We start from the raw sequence: 14027 nt of genomic DNA, 5'->3' as shown, positions 1-14027 counted from the left end.
CGGTTATGACGTCGACCCCGCTGAGTGAGCCGGCACTGCTGGTGCTCACCGTCCTCGCCAGCGGGCCGCAACACGGCTACGGCCTGATCGGAGAGGTGGCACAGGTCTCCGGTGGCCGGCTCCAGCTCGGCACCGGCTCGCTCTACGCCATTCTCGACCGACTGCGCCAGGCGGGTCTGATCGAGCTCGACCGGGAGGAGGTCGTCCGGTCCCGGCTGCGGCGCTACTACCGGCTCACCGGGCTGGGCGCCCAGGAACTCGCCGCCGAGAGCGAGCGGTTGCGCCGGACCGCCGACGCCGCCGACAAGGGCCTGCGTCGGCTCCGTCTCGGTGGCGCGTCGTGAGCCGATCGGTCGAAAGGTGGTCGTTGGAAGCCCACTACCGGTTGCTGCTCAACGCATTTCCGGCCCGGCACCGACGGCAGTACCAGGAGGAGATGCTCGGCGTCCTGATGGACCGGGCACGCCCCGGCCAGCGTCGACCGACCCTGGTGGAGACCGTCGACCTGCTGCGGGCGGCGACCAGCGTACGGCTCCGGGCGCTGCGCGACACCGCCGACGACCACGGATGGTCCACGGCGGCGGCGGTGATCGGAATCGTCGCCGCCATCCTGCTGGCCAGCCTCGGGCTGCGGAACCTCGTGGTGCACCTCGGCTGGCGGCTGCTGGTGGACGACATCATGGTCCGGTCGCTGCCGGACGTGCTCCACGATCTCGTCTGGCTGCCGGTGGTGCTCGCCGCCCTCGTCGGCTGGCGGACCGGCGCCGCCGCGATCGCCTGGCTGGTCACCCTGGCCGAGGCCGTCGTGCTGGTCGAGCGGTACCGGATGTTTCCCACCGACCTCCTGTACGGGCTGCGGCCACTCCTCGTCGCCGTCATCGCCTCGGTCGGGCTGGCCATGTCGGTCCGGCACCGACCGGTGGCGAAGCTGCTCGGCCGGTGGCGGACCGCCGGGTTGCTGCTGGCCGGTCTGCTCGTCGTCGGCAGCGGAGTCGCCGCACTGCTCCAGGTCACGATCGTCCCGCTGCCCGGCGGCGACGCCTACCGGGAAACCGACGGCCGGATCTACTTCCGCACCCTGCACCTGTCGGTCGACCTGCCCGCGACGGTGCTCTACCTGATTGCCCTGGTGCTGCTGCTGATCGTGCTGGCGCCGCTGGCCGGCTCGGTCCGGCGCCGAATCGCGACGGTGGCGCTACCGGTCGTCGTTCTCTACCTCGTGATCGACCGAAGTTTCCTGGGCTACCGGATGGCGACCTACCACTTCAGCCCACCGCTTCCGCTCAGTCCGGAACAGTGGGTGCTGCTCGCGCTGCCCCCCGTCGGCGTCTTCGCCCTGGGCATCGTCGGCTTGTACTGGTACGAGGGGCGTCGCCGCCCGGACCCGGTGCGGTAGCAGCACCACCGCAGCCGCTGTCGCCGCCCACCGTCACCACCACCCAGCGTCACCACCACCCACCGTCGTCACCACCGCCGTCGCCGTCATCACCGGCGGCGGCGCGGTCGTGCTGGGGACGGCCGACGCCGGCCGCTCCTGAACCGAGGTGACGCCGCCGCCCGATGTCGGGCGGATATGGCGGACGGCGGGTTCGCCATATAGGAGAAATATAGCCGCGGCTTCCAGACTCTGGACAGTGCCGCGATCCGATGGTGCCGCGATGCGGCCGACCGGCAAACGGTATCGGTAATGCGGCGCACGGCGCCGCCAGTCAGACGTAGCCATCGAGGCACTTTATCTTCCGATCCGCTCTGGAGGCGACATGACCAGCACGGCCCCGACCACCAGCACCGAGGCTGACCGCAACGAGCAGGTTAAGGAGATCGTCTGCGAGATCCTGGAAATCGACGTCGAGGAGGTTACCGAAACCAGTCTCTTCAAAGAGGACCACGGTGCGGATTCGCTGCTCGCGATTGAAATCCTCGCGGCGCTCGAACGGAATCTCCACGTCACCATCGACCAGGCGGAACTGAGCCGAATGGTGAATCTGCAGGGCGTTTACGCCGTTGTCGGCGAGGCCCCGGCAGCCTGACCGTTCCGTCGGACGGGTGCGAGTCAGGTCGGAGACTACAGGTGAGTGAGGCGCGAGGATGAGCGTTCTGCCAGGCGATGCTCGATCGCCCCGCCGGGTGGTCGTCACCGGGCTCGGCGTGGTCACCAGCATCGGTATCGGGGTCGAGAGGTTTCTCGCCGGGCTGCGGGCCGGTCGGAGCGGGGTCAAGCCGATCACCGCGTTCGACACGACCGGGTTCGCCCACGCCAACGGGTGCGAGATCACCGATTTCGACCCGGCCCGTTGGCTGCGCAACGTGGACCCGGCCGGGCTCGGCCGGGCCAGCCAGCTCTCGGCCGCCGCCGCCGGAATGGCGGTCGCGGACGCGGGCATGTCCGTCGAGACACTGCGGGCGCGGCGGGCGCTGGTGTCGGTGGGCACCACGGACGGCGAGTCCCACGACCTCGACGGGTTGGTCGGGGTGCAGGTCGAACGGGGTGCCGAGCACCTCGACCCGGTCGTGGCCCGCCGCGTTCCCGCCGGTCGGCTGTCGTCGAGCATCGTCGCCGAACTCGGGCTGACGGATGTCGAGGCGGTGACCATCCCGACCGCGTGCGCGGCGGGCAACTACGCGGTCGGGTACGGCTTCGACGCGATCCGCAGCGGCGACGTGGAGGTGGCCCTCTGCGGCGGCGCCGACGCGCTGTGCCGCAAGACCTTCACCGGCTTCTACCGGCTCGGCACCATCGCGCCGGAGGCCTGCCAGCCCTTCGACCGCAACCGCAAGGGCATCCTCACCGGTGAGGGCGCCGGCATCCTGTTGATGGAGAGCCTGGACTCGGCGCGGGCGCGCGGGGCGCGGATCTACGCGGAGGTGCTCGGGTACGGGCTCAACTGCGACGCGTACCACCCGGTCGCGCCGGACCGGAACAGCATCGCGCGCTGCATCGAACTGGCGCACCGCAACGCGGGGGTGAAACCGGACGACATCGACTTCATCTCCGCGCACGGCACCGGCACCAAGGCGAACGACGTGACCGAGGCCGGCGCGATCCGGCAGGTGTTCGGCCAACAGCCGCCGCGCACCGTGTCGATCAAGGGGATGATCGGACACACGATGGGCGCCGCGAGCGCGCTGGCCTCGGCGGCCTGTGCCCTCGCCATCACTCACGGGTTCATCCCACCCACCATCAACCACGTCGAGACCGATCCCGAGTGCGGGCTCGACTGCGTACCGAACGTGGCCCAGCCCGCCGACCTGCGGGTGGTGCAGAACAACGCCCTCGCCTTCGGCGGTAACAACGCGGTGCTGATCCTCGGCAGATACGAGGAGACGCCATGAGCGGGCGGACCGACGCGCTGGTGGTCGGGATGGGGGCGGTGACCAGCATCGGCAGTACCACCGTCGAGTTCTTCGACTCGCTCTGTGCCGGCTACAGCGGCCTGGCCGAGCTGCGCGGCTTCGACCGGAGCCGGTACCGGGCCCAGCACGCGTACGAGATCGACGACCGGCCGGTGCCGGGAAGCGACACGACCCTGCGGGCCAGCCGGTGGCTGGAGCAGGCGGTCTCCGCCGCACTGCGGGACGCCGGCCTCGATCCCGAGCTCGGCGACATCCCGGTGCTGGTCGGCACCACGCTGCGCGAGTTGCGCTCGGTCGAGCTGAGCTGGCGGGACGGCGTACCGTTCGACGTCCGGGACCTGCACTTCGGTACCGCGCTGCGGAACCGGTTCGGCGCGACGAACACGTACACCGTCGCCAACGCCTGCTCCGCCTCGCTGTACACCCTCGGGCTCGGGATGGACCTGCTCGACGTCGGTGCCGCCGACACCGTCGTGGTGGCGGGGGTGGACACCATCACCGAGAGCACGTACGGGCTGCTCGACCGCTGTTACCCGGAGGCACCCGACCAGGTACGTCCGTTCGACCGGGACCGGCGCGGCATGCTCCAGGGCGAGGGCGCGGTGGCGGTCGTCCTGCGCCGGGAGGCGGACGGTCCCGGCGACGGGCACCGGCACGCCCGGGTACGCGGAGTCGCGATGAACTGCGACGCGTACCACCCGTCGGCGCCGGACGCGAAGAGCATCGCCCTGGTCACCCGGGAAGCCCACCGTCGAGCCGGCGTCGAGCCATCCGATGTGGACCTCGTGATGCTGCACGGCACCGGAACGGCCCTGAACGACGAGGCCGAGGCGCTGGCCGTCCGCGAGGTCTTCTCCGGGGTGGCGCCGTCGCCGTACATGACGGCGATCAAGTCGATGACCGGACACACGGCCGGGGCGTCCGGGCTGCACAGCCTGGTGGTGGCGGTCGAGACGCTCCGCTGCGGAGTGGTGCCGCCGATCCTCGGCCTGGACAACCCGATCGACGAGGTCGAGGGATTCCGGCTGGTCCGCGAGCGGGCCGAGGTCGCCGCCCTACGGGTCGCCCAGGTGGACTCGTTCGGCTTCGGCGGGCTCAACGCCGTCGCGATCGTGGAGAAGGTGGCCTGATGGGCGCGGCCGATGTGGTGATCAGCGGTGTGGGTGTCGCGGTGGCCGGGGTCGACGGCCCCGACGACCTGCTGCGGCGGATGCCGGCCGGCGAGGGTGGCGATCCCGCCCGGCGGCTCACCGGCAAGGGACTGCGCTACAAGGATCGGGCGACCCGGCTCGCGCTCTGTGCCGGCCGGGACGCGCTGGCCGACGCCGGGCTGCTGCGCGATCCCGGTCTCACCGTGTCCAGCGAGACCGTCGGAGTCGTGGTCAGCTCGAACTACGGCAACGTCGACACGATCTGCGACACCGTGCGGACCATCGCCGACGAGACGTACGTCGGGCTGAGCCCGATGGCGCTGCCGGCCACCGCCAGCAACGTGATCGCGTCCTGGCTGGCGATCTGGTTCCGGCTGCGGGGCGCGAACCTGACGATGTGCAACGGGCCCACCTCGGGTCTGGACGCGGTGAACTGGGCCCGGCTGCTGGTCCTGGCCGGTCGGGTGGACCGGGTACTGGTGGTCGGGGTCGAACCGGACAATCCGCCGGTACGGCATCTCGTCACCGGCGGCGCGAGCGACCAGGACGGCGTCCGGCCACGGCTGTTCGACGGGGCGGCGGCGCTGGTACTGGAGTCGGCCAGGGCGGTCCGGGACCGCGAGGTCGAGGCGCTCGCCACCGTCGGCCCGTACGCCCGGAAGGCGGACCAGTCGACGGCGGTGGCGGCGATCCGGGGTACCGACCCGCGTCCGGTGGACATGTGGTTCGGCTCCGGCGCCGGCGGTCCGACCGGGATCACCCCGGCGAGTACGTACGACCTGACCGCCTACCACGGCGACTGCTCGGGTGCGCTCGGCGTGCTCCAGTGCGTCGCCGGCACCGCCTGGCTGAGCGGGAACGACTCCGGTGCGGTGCTGGCCAGCGCGGACGGCGAGGGTGCCGACGCGGCGGCGGCGCTGCTGCTCACCGTCGGGGGTGGCCGGTCATGACCGCGACCACACCGCTGCGGGCGGCTCCGGGGGTCCCGGTCCGGCGGCGCCGGTCCGCCGGCACCACCCGGCCGGTTCGTACCCTGCTGCTGCACGGCCTGGGCAGTAGCCGGGCCATCTGGGACCGGTTCGTCAGCGTCGCGCCGCCGGAGCTGGAGCTGTGGGACGCCGAGCTGCCCTGGGCGAGCGGAGGGAACGGCGGCTGGAGTCAGCACGGCGACCCCGCCGACTGGGCGACGGAGGCGTTGCGAGCCGTCGACGGCGGAGTCGACCTCGTCGTCGCGCACTCCTTCGCCGCCAACATGATGCTGGAACTGCTGTGCCGCACGGGTGCGGCCGAGCCGTGGAGTCGCCCGGATGCGGCTGCGCCACGGGCGGCGGTGCTGGTGTCGCCGTTCTACCGACCGGCCGCGGACGACTTCGACTGGGCGGCGATCACGTTCTACCTCAACGACTTCCACCGGATCCTCGAAGAGGGCATCCGGGTCAGCGCCGGAGCCGGCCTGCCCACCGAGGTGCGGGCGGCGATGGCGGACCGGGTCCGGGAACGGATCGGGCCGTACGGCTGGATGCGGTTCTTCGACGCCTACCTGCGTACGCCGTTCCTGCCGGTCGCCGACCTGACGGTCCCGTTGCTGGTGGTCTCCGGCGACCGGGACTTCGCCGCCCAGCCCTCCGACGGGCGGGCGTTGGCCGCGGCGTCGCCGGCCGGCCGGTACGCCCTGGTCCCCGACTGCGGCCACTTCGCCATGGCCGAGCACCCCGACCGGTTCGCCGCCCTGGTGGCGGACTTCACCAGGCCGCTGGTGGCCTCCGACGTAGCACCGGAACCGATCCTCGACACTCACCTGGAGCGCACGTGAACTCGACGACCCTGTCACCCCGTCCCGTCCACGAACCAGTCGCGGACGCGGTGACCCGCGTGAACCTGCGGCCCCGGTACGAGGGGTCCAACATCTGCACCTGGATCGGCTTCAAGCACGTCAACTACCTGGTCGAGGAGGCGGTCCTCGACCACCTCCGGCAGCGCGGCCTGGCCCCCGGCGGGCTGTACGAGACGTACGGCCTCTGCGTCGACATCGTCGACATCGACAGCCGGATCACCCACGCCTTCCACATCGACGACGTGGCCATGGCCGAGGTCCGGCCGCTGCCCGGTGACAAGCTCGCCTTCGCGGTGGAGATCTCGGTCGACGGTGTGCCGCCGGTCAAGGCGGTGACCGCCAAGGTCCGGGTGGAGCTGCGCCTCGACCCGCACGGCAGCGCCGCCGAGCCGGTGCCGGACGAGTTGGCTACGTACGCCGTCGCCCGGTTGGGAACGGCGCCGGTCCGGGTCGACCGGCCGGCCGCCGCCGGGGTGACCGCCAGCGACGACGTGCTGGCGCAGCTCACCGCCGGCCGCAACGCGTACGCCTGGAAGTGGCGGATCCCGTACTTCTACTGCCACTTCACCGAGCGGATGCAGATGTCGGGCTACCTGCGGCAGATGGAGGAGGTCGTCGACCTCTTCCTGGCCGACCGGGGCGTCTCGATCAAGACCCTGCTCGACGAGCAGGACTGGATCCCGGTGGTACCGCACTCCCGGATCACGCTGCTGGACGAGGCGCGAATGGAGGAGGAGCTGTACACCGTCTTCACCGTCGAGAGCGTCTTCAAGCGGCTGACGTACACCTCCCGGATGGACTGCTACGTGCTGCGCGACGGCGTACTGGTGCCGACCGCGACCGGCCGGATCACCCACGGTTACGCCGTGATCGAGAACCGGCGCGACTGGAGCCTGGTGACCTTCGACGACCGTCTCGCCGGTGCGCTGGAAGGTGCGCCGGCTGCTCCGAGAACGCGTCGATGACCGGCGTCGCCATCACCGGCCTCGGTGTCGTCACGTGCCACGGCAGTGGTACGCGCGCCCTCTGGGACGCGATGATGGCGGCACCGGTTACCGACCCGGGTCCGGTGTCGGACCCGTTCGCGCACATGGACGTGCCGGTGGTGCAGGGCGTCTCCGAGGTCTACCTGCCGGCCGAGTCCCAGGCGCTGGCCCGGACCTCCCGGCTCGCCCTGACGGCGGTCGACGAGGCTCTCGCCGACGCCGGCCTGCCGTTGGCCGAGTCGGCCGGTGCGGCCCGGGCCCGGATCGGGCTCTCGCTCGGCACCTGCATGGGTGACTCGGGGTTGCACGAGCAGTGGCGGGCGGACGGCGGCAAGCCGGCCGAACGGTTCACCTCGGCACTCGGGGTCGCCGGTGAGATCGCCGACCGGCTCGGGCCGCTGAGCGTCGCCACGACGATCAGCAACGCCTGTGCGGCCGGCGGCTTCGCGCTCGGGGCCGCGGCGGACCTGGTCCGGTCCGGCGAGGCCGACATCGTGCTCGCGGTCGGTGCGGACGCGTACAGCCGGGTGATGCTGGCCTGCTTCAACCGGATGGGCGCGGTGGATCCGGTCCGCTGCCGGCCGTTCGACCTGCACCGCCGGGGTACGTCGTTCGGCGAGGCCGCCGGCGCCCTGGTGGTCGAGTCGACCGAGCACGCCCGGGCCCGGGGCGCGACGGTGCGCGCCGTGGTCGAGGGGTCCGGCTGGACCTGCGACGCGTACCACCTGACCGCTCCGGAGCCCGGCGGTACGCAGATCATCCGGGCGATGCGCGCCGCGCTCGACGAGACCGGCACCGACTCCGACCGGATCGGCTGCGTGTTGCCGCACGGCACCGGAACCCAGTTGAACGACGTGGTGGAGAGCCGCGCGCTGAACGAGGTGCTCGGCGTCGACGTGCCGCTCTACAGCCTGAAGGCGCTGATCGGGCACACCGGTGGCGCGGCGGCCGCGGTCGCGGCGGTGGCGGCGGCACTGATCCTGCGGTACCGGACGGTGCCGCCGAACGTGCCGATCACCGAGCAGGACCCGGAGTGCCGGGTCTGGCTGCCCCAGGGCCTGGTCACCCCGCTCGCTTCCGACCGGATCATGGTCAACGGCTACGCCTTCGGCGGCAACAACGTCTCCCTGGTACTCGCCGGGGCCGGAACGCTCGCCGGAGCGGAGACACTCGCCGGAGTTGGAACATGAGCCAGGACATGTGCCGGGAGATGAGCCAGGACCCGCGCGGGGACGCAGCCGGGGTGGCCGGCGGCCGGACCGTGGTCACCGGGATCGGGATCTGCGCACCGCCGCTGGACCGGCCGGCGGCGGACGGGGCGTGGTTCGACGTACGGGCCCAGCTCGGCCGGCGCGGCTACAAGTACCTTCCGGCGGCCTGCCAGTACCTGCTGGTGGCGGGCCGCCGGGCGCTGACCGACGCGGGGGACTGCCTCGACGGCGCCGCCGAGGAGCAGCGCGGCGTCGTGGTCGGTACCAACAACGGGGTGGCCGCGCTGCACGACGAGCAGGACCGCGTCGTGATCGCCGAACACGCGGGCGAACTCAGCCCGGTCACCGCGCCGTTCGGGGCGGTGAACGTGCTGACCAGCCGGCTGTCGATGGAGCACGGGTTCAAGGGGGTCAGCCTGACCCTCACCTCGCCGCTGGTGGCCGGCCTGGAGGCGGTGCAGGTCGGCGCGCGGGCGTTGGCCGCCGGCCGGTCCGCACTGCTGCTCGCCGGGGCGATGGAGCAGGCGGTCCCGGAGCCGGCGATGGCGGCGCCGGAGGAGGGCGCCGTGGTGCTGGTGCTGGAGCCGCCGGCCTCGGTACGGGCCCGGGGCGGCACCGGCTACGGCCGGTGCGAGGTCCGGACCCTGCTGCTGCCGCCGCACCGGCTCGGTGCCGGTACGCCGGAACGACGGCGGTCGGCCGACCTGGTCCGGGAGGCGGCGGCCGGACTCGGCGCGGGCCAGGTGCCGGTGTACGGAATGTTCGACGACTCCCCGGTGAGTGAGCTGGTGGCCGGGGTGGTGCCGACCGGCGCCGGTCCGGTCCGGGACGTCGGCCCGACCGCCGCCGGCAGCCTCGGGCCGATGCTGCGGCTGGCCGAGCGGCTGCGTGCCCTGGACGGGGACAGCCTGCTGGTCACGGCGGCCGGCACCGGAAACGTGGCGATGGTCCGGATCTGGCGGACCGCGACGACATCTGCGAGGAGCGCGGAATGCTGATTCCCCTGAAAGGCACGTGGAGCCTGGTGCTGGGCGCGTCCAGCGGGATGGGCCGGGCGACGGCGCTGGCGCTGGCCCGGGAGGGCGGCAACGTTCTCGGCGTGCACCTCGACATGGGTGAGCGGGCGCAGGCGGCCCAGGACCTGGTCGAGGAGCTGCGCGGGTACGGCGTCCAGGCGCACTTCTTCAACGTCAACGCCTCCAGCCGGTCCGCCCGGGAGCAGTTGCTGCCCACCATCGCCGAGCTGACCGGCGGAGCGGGGCTGCACATCGTGCTGCACTCGCTGGCCTTCGGCTCGCTGCTGCCGTACCTGCCCCGGGCGGGCTGGGACCGGACGCTGGGTCAGCGGCAGATGGAGATGACCGTCGACGTGATGGCGCACAGCCTCGTCTACTGGGTGCAGGAGCTGATGGCCGCGGGCCTGCTGCCCCGGGGCGCCAAGGTGTACGCGATGACCAGCACCGGCGCCAGTCAGGTGATGCCCAGCTACGGTGCGGTCTCGGCGGCCAAGTGCGCGCTGGAGTCGCACGTCCGGCAGCTCGCCTGTGAACTGGCCCGGTTCGGCGTGGCGGTGAACGCGCTCTGCGCCGGGGTGACCGTGACGCCGGCCCTGCAACGGATTCCCGAGCACGCCGAGTTCGTCTCGCAGGCGAGCGCCACGAACCCGCACGGCCGGCTCACCCGGCCCGAGGACGTGGCCGAGGCGATCCTGCTGCTGTCCCGGACCGACTCGTCCTGGATCACCGGCAACACGATCGGCGTGGACGGTGCCGAGGGCATCGCCGGCATTCCGGCGTGGAGTCCGAACCGCGCCGAGGCGGATCAGCCGAGCGGGTCGGCGGGGCCGGATCAGCCGAGCGGGTCGGCGGGGCCGGATCAGCCGAGCGGATCGCCGGGGCCGGATCAGCCCGGGGCCGTACCGCCGAACGGGGCGCCGGCGCAGCAGCCGGTCCCGGCCTGAGGGAGGGAAGACAGATGATCGCCACCACCATCGCCGGGGACGAACTGGTGCTGTCGGGCTGGTCGGCCGCCTCGGCGTTCGGGCTGGGCGCCGACCGGTTCGCCGACGGCGTCCGGGCCGGCACCGACGCGGTCGCGCCGCTGGACCGGGCCGCCTGGCCCGGCCCGTACGACCGGGCCGGCCTGATTCCCGGCTTCGACATTCCCGAACTGCTCGGCCGCAAGGGCACCCGGTCGATGGACCGGGCCACCGGAATCGCGATCGCCACCGTCGGGATGCTGCTCGACCAGTGCGGTCCGGAACTGGTCGGTGAGCCGGAGCGGATCGGTCTGGTCCTGGGTACGAGTTCCGGCAGCGTGCAGAGCATCATGGACTTCACCCGCGAGTCGCTGACCGGCGCCCGCCCGTTCCATGTCGACCCGGCACGCTTCCCGAACACCGTGATGAACCGCGCTGCCGGACAGAGCGCGATCTGGTACGGGCTGAAGGGGCCGAACACCACCATCGCCGGTGGCTCCCTGACCGGCCTGCTGGCCCTGAACTACGCGGTACGGCTCCAGCGGGGCGGGCACAGCGACCTGATCCTCTGCGGCGCGGTCGAGGAGTACTCGGTGCAGCGCGGCTGGCTGGAGTGGCACGGGCGGGAGGGCGTGGCGGCCCCGCTCGGCGAGGGCTGCGCGATCTTCCTGCTCGAACCGCTGTCCAGTGCGGTCCGGGACGGCCGTCGGCCCCTCGCCACGGTCCGGGGCTCCCGCTTCCGCGCCTTCTCCGATCCGGCGGCGGTACGCCCGGTGCTGGGCCGGTGCATCGGGGACGCGCTCGGGGCGGCGGGTCTGCGCCCGGAGGACGTACGGGTGGTGGCGGCGTCGGACGCCGGGAACGGCCTCGCCGCCGCGGAGGAGGCCGCGATCGCGGACGTCCTCGGGGCGAACCGGCCCACCCGGTTGCACTGCCGGGCGCTGCTCGGCGACACCTCGTCGGCGTCGTCGGCGTTCCAACTCGCGGCGGCACTGTCCGAACTGTCCGATCGGTCGGACGGGGTCGCCCTGGTCACCGGGGTGGACCGGGACGGCCAGGTCGGCGCCACCCTGCTCGGCGCGGTGAGCTGAGCATGACCGCCTCGACCCTGGACCTGATCAACGGGCTGCCCGACGGCGTCTGGCGCCCCTGTCCGCGCTGCGCCGCACTGCTGCACTCCGACCGGGTGGTGCGGGCCCTGCACACCTGCCCCGAGTGCGGGCACCACCTGCCGCTGCGCGCCGAGGACCGGATCGCCCTGCTGGTCGACCCGGACAGTTTCGTCGAGCACGACGCCGACCTCGCTCCGGCGGATCCGCTGGAGTTCACGGACCGGATCCCGTACCCGGAGCGGCTGGCCCGGGCACAGGCCCGGACCGGGCGGGCCGACGGCGCGGTGCTGGGGCTGGCGACGATCGGCGGCCACCGGGTGGCGCTGGTGGTCCTCGACTTCGCGTTCCTGGGCGGCAGCATGGGGTCGGTGGTCGGGGAGAAGGTCGCCCGGGCTGCGGAGACCGCGCTGGACCACGCCGTACCGCTGATCGCGGTCAGCGCCTCCGGGGGTGCCCGGATGCAGGAGGGCGTGCTGTCGCTGTTGCAGATGGCGAAGACCTCGGCGGCGATCCGGCTGCTCCGGGACGCCGGTGTGCCGTACCTGAGCGTGCTCACCGATCCGGTGTACGGCGGGGTGGCGGCCTCCTTCGCCAGCCTCGGTGACGTGATCATCGCCGAGGAGGGGGCCCGGGCCGGCTTCGCGGGTCCACGGGTGATCGAGCAGACGATCCGGCAGCCGTTGCCGGACGGCTTCCAGACCGCCCGGTTCCTCCACGAGCACGGGCACGTCGACCTGGTCGTACGCCGCCAGGAGCTGCGCGGGGTGCTGACCCGGCTGGTCGGCTTCTGCGCCGACAGCGCCCTTGCGGGTACGCCGGGAACGGGGTCGCGGGTCGGTACCGGCGCCCGGGCGTGCCCGCGCGACGCGGGCCGGGACGAGCGGAGGGCTCCGGTGGCGCCGGACGCCTGGGCGGCGGTGGCGCGGGCCCGGGCCGCCGACCGGCCGACCGCCCGGCAGCACATCGACCAGATCTTCACCGATTTCGTCGAGCTGCACGGCGACCGGTGGGAGCGGGACGACCCGGCGATCGTCGGCGGACTGGCCCGACTCGACGGCCTCCCGGTCGTGGTGGTCGGGCACGCCAAGGGCCGGGACACCCGGGAGAACGTGGCGAACAACTTCGGCATGCCCCATCCGGCGGGCTACCGCAAGGTGATGCGGCTGTTCGGGCTCGCCGAACGCTGGGGCGTACCGGTGGTGACCCTGGTGGACACGCCGGGGGCGTACCCCGGGCTGGCGGCCGAGGAGGGCAACCAGAGTGCCGCGATCGCCGAGACCCTCGCCCTGGCGGCGGGACTGCGTACCCCGGTGGTCGCGGTCATCACCGGCGAGGGTGGCAGTGGTGGGGCGTTGGCGCTGGCGGTCGCCGACCGGCTGCTGATCCAGGAGAACGGCATTTTCTCGGTGATCAGCCCGGAGGGCTGCGCCGCGATCCTGTTCGGCGATGCCGGACTGGCCCCGGTGGCGGCCCGCGCCCTGCGGCTACGCGCCGACGACCTGCACCGGCTCGGCGTCGTGGACGAGATCGTGCCCGAGCCGGCCGGTGACCCGGCCCGATCGTCGGCACTGCTCGCCGCGGCGGTGGGCCGACTGCTCCGCCAACTCGCCGCCGTTCCGGCCGACGAGCTGATGGCCGCCCGGTACCGCCGGCTGCGCTCGTACGGCGTGCTGGCCCCGGGCGGCACCGGCACCGGCCGGTTGGACGCCGAATCTGGCACCGGCACCGGCCGGTTGGACGCCGAACCCTGGAAGGAAGGCGCGCATGTCTGACATCGTCCGGGACAAGGCCCGGCCGCGAGCCGGCAACGGCGCGTCGCGGCCGGACGGGGGCCGGCCGGCGGCCGCCGAGGCGGTGCCGGGGCCGGCCGTCGACGCTCCCGATCCGGCCGGTGGCGCCGGTCGGGTGACCGACGAGGCGCTGCGGCTGGCGGTGCGGGCCGCCGCCGAGGTGGTCGAGCTGGTGCGCGACTCGGCGATCCGGCGGATCCAGGTGACGGTCGCCGACGTCCGGATCGAGGTCGAGGGCGCCGAGGCGGCGCCGGTCCGGGAGGCGGTCGTCACCGTCTCCGGCGGGGCCGTCTCCGGTGCGGCGGCGGTGGCCGCGGTGCCCGGTGCGGCGGTCGCGGCCGTCGCCGGAGCCGTCGCGAACCCGGTCGGCACGGTGGCGGTGCCGGCGCCGCTGATGGGCGTCTTCTTCCGGGCCCCGGGCCCGGACCAGCCGCCGTTCGTGCAGCTCGGCCAGCGGGTCGACGCGGGTGACCAGGTCGCGATCGTCGAGGCGATGAAGATGATGAATCCGGTCGTCGCGGACCGGGCCGGCATCGTCCGGGCGATCCACGCCGTCGACGGCGAGGTCGTCGAGTACGACCAGCCGCTGCTCAGCGTCGAGCCGTGCTGAG

General features: G+C 73.0%; 15 protein-coding genes. 14 read left to right on the top strand and 1 reads right to left on the bottom strand.

Annotation, left to right across the window (positions count from 1 at the left end; genetic code table 11):
- The first annotated feature begins 5 nt into the window (after positions 1–5).
- Positions 6–344 (top strand): PadR family transcriptional regulator, encoded by a 339-nt coding sequence (locus H4W31_RS37795; RefSeq protein ID WP_192770981.1) that lies wholly within the window; start codon positions 6–8, stop codon positions 342–344.
- A 23-nt stretch (positions 345–367) separates the two neighbouring features.
- Positions 368–1396 (top strand): hypothetical protein, encoded by a 1029-nt coding sequence (locus H4W31_RS37790; protein ID WP_192770980.1) that lies wholly within the window; start codon positions 368–370, stop codon positions 1394–1396.
- Positions 1397–1429: 33 nt separating this feature from the next.
- Here H4W31_RS37790 and H4W31_RS37785 read toward each other — a convergent pair whose 3' ends face one another.
- Positions 1430–1723 (bottom strand): hypothetical protein, encoded by a 294-nt coding sequence (locus tag H4W31_RS37785; protein ID WP_192770979.1) that lies wholly within the window; start codon positions 1721–1723, stop codon positions 1430–1432.
- A 37-nt stretch (positions 1724–1760) separates the two neighbouring features.
- Between H4W31_RS37785 and H4W31_RS37780 the strand changes: the two genes are divergently transcribed.
- From H4W31_RS37780 to H4W31_RS37725, 12 genes are read left to right on the top strand one after another with little or no spacing between them, the layout of a single operon-like run.
- Positions 1761–2030 carry an acyl carrier protein gene (locus H4W31_RS37780; protein WP_192770978.1) on the top strand — a complete coding sequence of 90 codons (270 nt, stop codon included), beginning with the start codon at positions 1761–1763 and terminating at the stop codon, positions 2028–2030.
- Between the two features lie 58 nt (positions 2031–2088).
- The gene (locus tag H4W31_RS37775) at positions 2089–3333 is read left to right on the top strand and encodes a beta-ketoacyl-[acyl-carrier-protein] synthase family protein (RefSeq protein ID WP_192770977.1); all 1245 of its coding nucleotides are present in this window, start codon (positions 2089–2091) and stop codon (positions 3331–3333) included.
- On the top strand, positions 3330–4484 hold the full coding sequence (locus tag H4W31_RS37770; protein ID WP_225945893.1) for a beta-ketoacyl synthase N-terminal-like domain-containing protein: 1155 nt from the start codon (positions 3330–3332) through the stop codon (positions 4482–4484). Before H4W31_RS37775 ends, H4W31_RS37770 begins: the two co-directional genes overlap by 4 nt.
- Positions 4484–5455, top strand: coding sequence for a beta-ketoacyl synthase N-terminal-like domain-containing protein (locus tag H4W31_RS37765; protein ID WP_192770976.1), 972 nt, complete (start codon positions 4484–4486; stop codon positions 5453–5455). Before H4W31_RS37770 ends, H4W31_RS37765 begins: the two co-directional genes overlap by 1 nt.
- Positions 5452–6318, top strand: coding sequence for an alpha/beta fold hydrolase (locus H4W31_RS37760; RefSeq protein ID WP_192770975.1), 867 nt, complete (start codon positions 5452–5454; stop codon positions 6316–6318). Before H4W31_RS37765 ends, H4W31_RS37760 begins: the two co-directional genes overlap by 4 nt.
- Positions 6315–7304 (top strand): acyl-CoA thioesterase family protein, encoded by a 990-nt coding sequence (locus H4W31_RS37755; protein WP_225945892.1) that lies wholly within the window; start codon positions 6315–6317, stop codon positions 7302–7304. The genes H4W31_RS37760 and H4W31_RS37755 overlap by 4 nt, the downstream gene beginning before the upstream one ends.
- Positions 7301–8515, top strand: coding sequence for a beta-ketoacyl-[acyl-carrier-protein] synthase family protein (locus H4W31_RS37750; protein WP_192770974.1), 1215 nt, complete (start codon positions 7301–7303; stop codon positions 8513–8515). The genes H4W31_RS37755 and H4W31_RS37750 overlap by 4 nt, the downstream gene beginning before the upstream one ends.
- Positions 8512–9534 carry a beta-ketoacyl synthase N-terminal-like domain-containing protein gene (locus tag H4W31_RS37745; RefSeq protein WP_192770973.1) on the top strand — a complete coding sequence of 341 codons (1023 nt, stop codon included), beginning with the start codon at positions 8512–8514 and terminating at the stop codon, positions 9532–9534. Before H4W31_RS37750 ends, H4W31_RS37745 begins: the two co-directional genes overlap by 4 nt.
- Positions 9528–10496 carry an SDR family oxidoreductase gene (locus H4W31_RS37740; RefSeq protein ID WP_192770972.1) on the top strand — a complete coding sequence of 323 codons (969 nt, stop codon included), beginning with the start codon at positions 9528–9530 and terminating at the stop codon, positions 10494–10496. The genes H4W31_RS37745 and H4W31_RS37740 overlap by 7 nt, the downstream gene beginning before the upstream one ends.
- Positions 10497–10510: 14 nt before the next feature.
- On the top strand, positions 10511–11605 hold the full coding sequence (locus tag H4W31_RS37735; RefSeq protein ID WP_192770971.1) for a beta-ketoacyl synthase N-terminal-like domain-containing protein: 1095 nt from the start codon (positions 10511–10513) through the stop codon (positions 11603–11605).
- Between the two features lie 2 nt (positions 11606–11607).
- Positions 11608–13398, top strand: coding sequence for an acetyl-CoA carboxylase, carboxyltransferase subunit beta (gene accD / locus H4W31_RS37730; RefSeq protein WP_192770970.1), 1791 nt, complete (start codon positions 11608–11610; stop codon positions 13396–13398).
- Positions 13391–14026, top strand: a complete 636-nt coding sequence (locus H4W31_RS37725) for an acetyl-CoA carboxylase biotin carboxyl carrier protein (RefSeq protein WP_192770969.1) — start codon at positions 13391–13393, stop codon at positions 14024–14026. Before accD ends, H4W31_RS37725 begins: the two co-directional genes overlap by 8 nt.
- The last annotated feature ends 1 nt before the right edge of the window (position 14027 follow it).

This window comes from Plantactinospora soyae, assembly GCF_014874095.1.
In the GTDB taxonomy this organism is placed as follows: Bacteria; Actinomycetota; Actinomycetes; order Mycobacteriales; family Micromonosporaceae; genus Plantactinospora; species Plantactinospora soyae.
This window is presented reverse-complemented; position numbering and strand designations above follow the sequence as displayed.

Excerpts from the sequence above, each read along its gene's own strand:
- H4W31_RS37795 (WP_192770981.1), top strand. The coding sequence starts at position 6 with ATGACGTCGACCCCGCTGAGTGAGCCGGCACTGCTGGTGCTCACCGTC.
- H4W31_RS37785 (WP_192770979.1), bottom strand. The coding sequence starts at position 1,723 with ATGGCTACGTCTGACTGGCGGCGCCGTGCGCCGCATTACCGATACCGT.
- H4W31_RS37780 (WP_192770978.1), top strand. The coding sequence starts at position 1,761 with ATGACCAGCACGGCCCCGACCACCAGCACCGAGGCTGACCGCAACGAG.
- H4W31_RS37775 (WP_192770977.1), top strand. The coding sequence starts at position 2,089 with ATGAGCGTTCTGCCAGGCGATGCTCGATCGCCCCGCCGGGTGGTCGTC.
- H4W31_RS37770 (WP_225945893.1), top strand. The coding sequence starts at position 3,330 with ATGAGCGGGCGGACCGACGCGCTGGTGGTCGGGATGGGGGCGGTGACC.
- H4W31_RS37765 (WP_192770976.1), top strand. The coding sequence starts at position 4,484 with ATGGGCGCGGCCGATGTGGTGATCAGCGGTGTGGGTGTCGCGGTGGCC.
- H4W31_RS37760 (WP_192770975.1), top strand. The coding sequence starts at position 5,452 with ATGACCGCGACCACACCGCTGCGGGCGGCTCCGGGGGTCCCGGTCCGG.
- H4W31_RS37750 (WP_192770974.1), top strand. The coding sequence starts at position 7,301 with ATGACCGGCGTCGCCATCACCGGCCTCGGTGTCGTCACGTGCCACGGC.
- H4W31_RS37745 (WP_192770973.1), top strand. The coding sequence starts at position 8,512 with ATGAGCCAGGACATGTGCCGGGAGATGAGCCAGGACCCGCGCGGGGAC.
- H4W31_RS37740 (WP_192770972.1), top strand. The coding sequence starts at position 9,528 with ATGCTGATTCCCCTGAAAGGCACGTGGAGCCTGGTGCTGGGCGCGTCC.
- H4W31_RS37735 (WP_192770971.1), top strand. The coding sequence starts at position 10,511 with ATGATCGCCACCACCATCGCCGGGGACGAACTGGTGCTGTCGGGCTGG.
- accD (WP_192770970.1), top strand. The coding sequence starts at position 11,608 with ATGACCGCCTCGACCCTGGACCTGATCAACGGGCTGCCCGACGGCGTC.
- H4W31_RS37725 (WP_192770969.1), top strand. The coding sequence starts at position 13,391 with ATGTCTGACATCGTCCGGGACAAGGCCCGGCCGCGAGCCGGCAACGGC.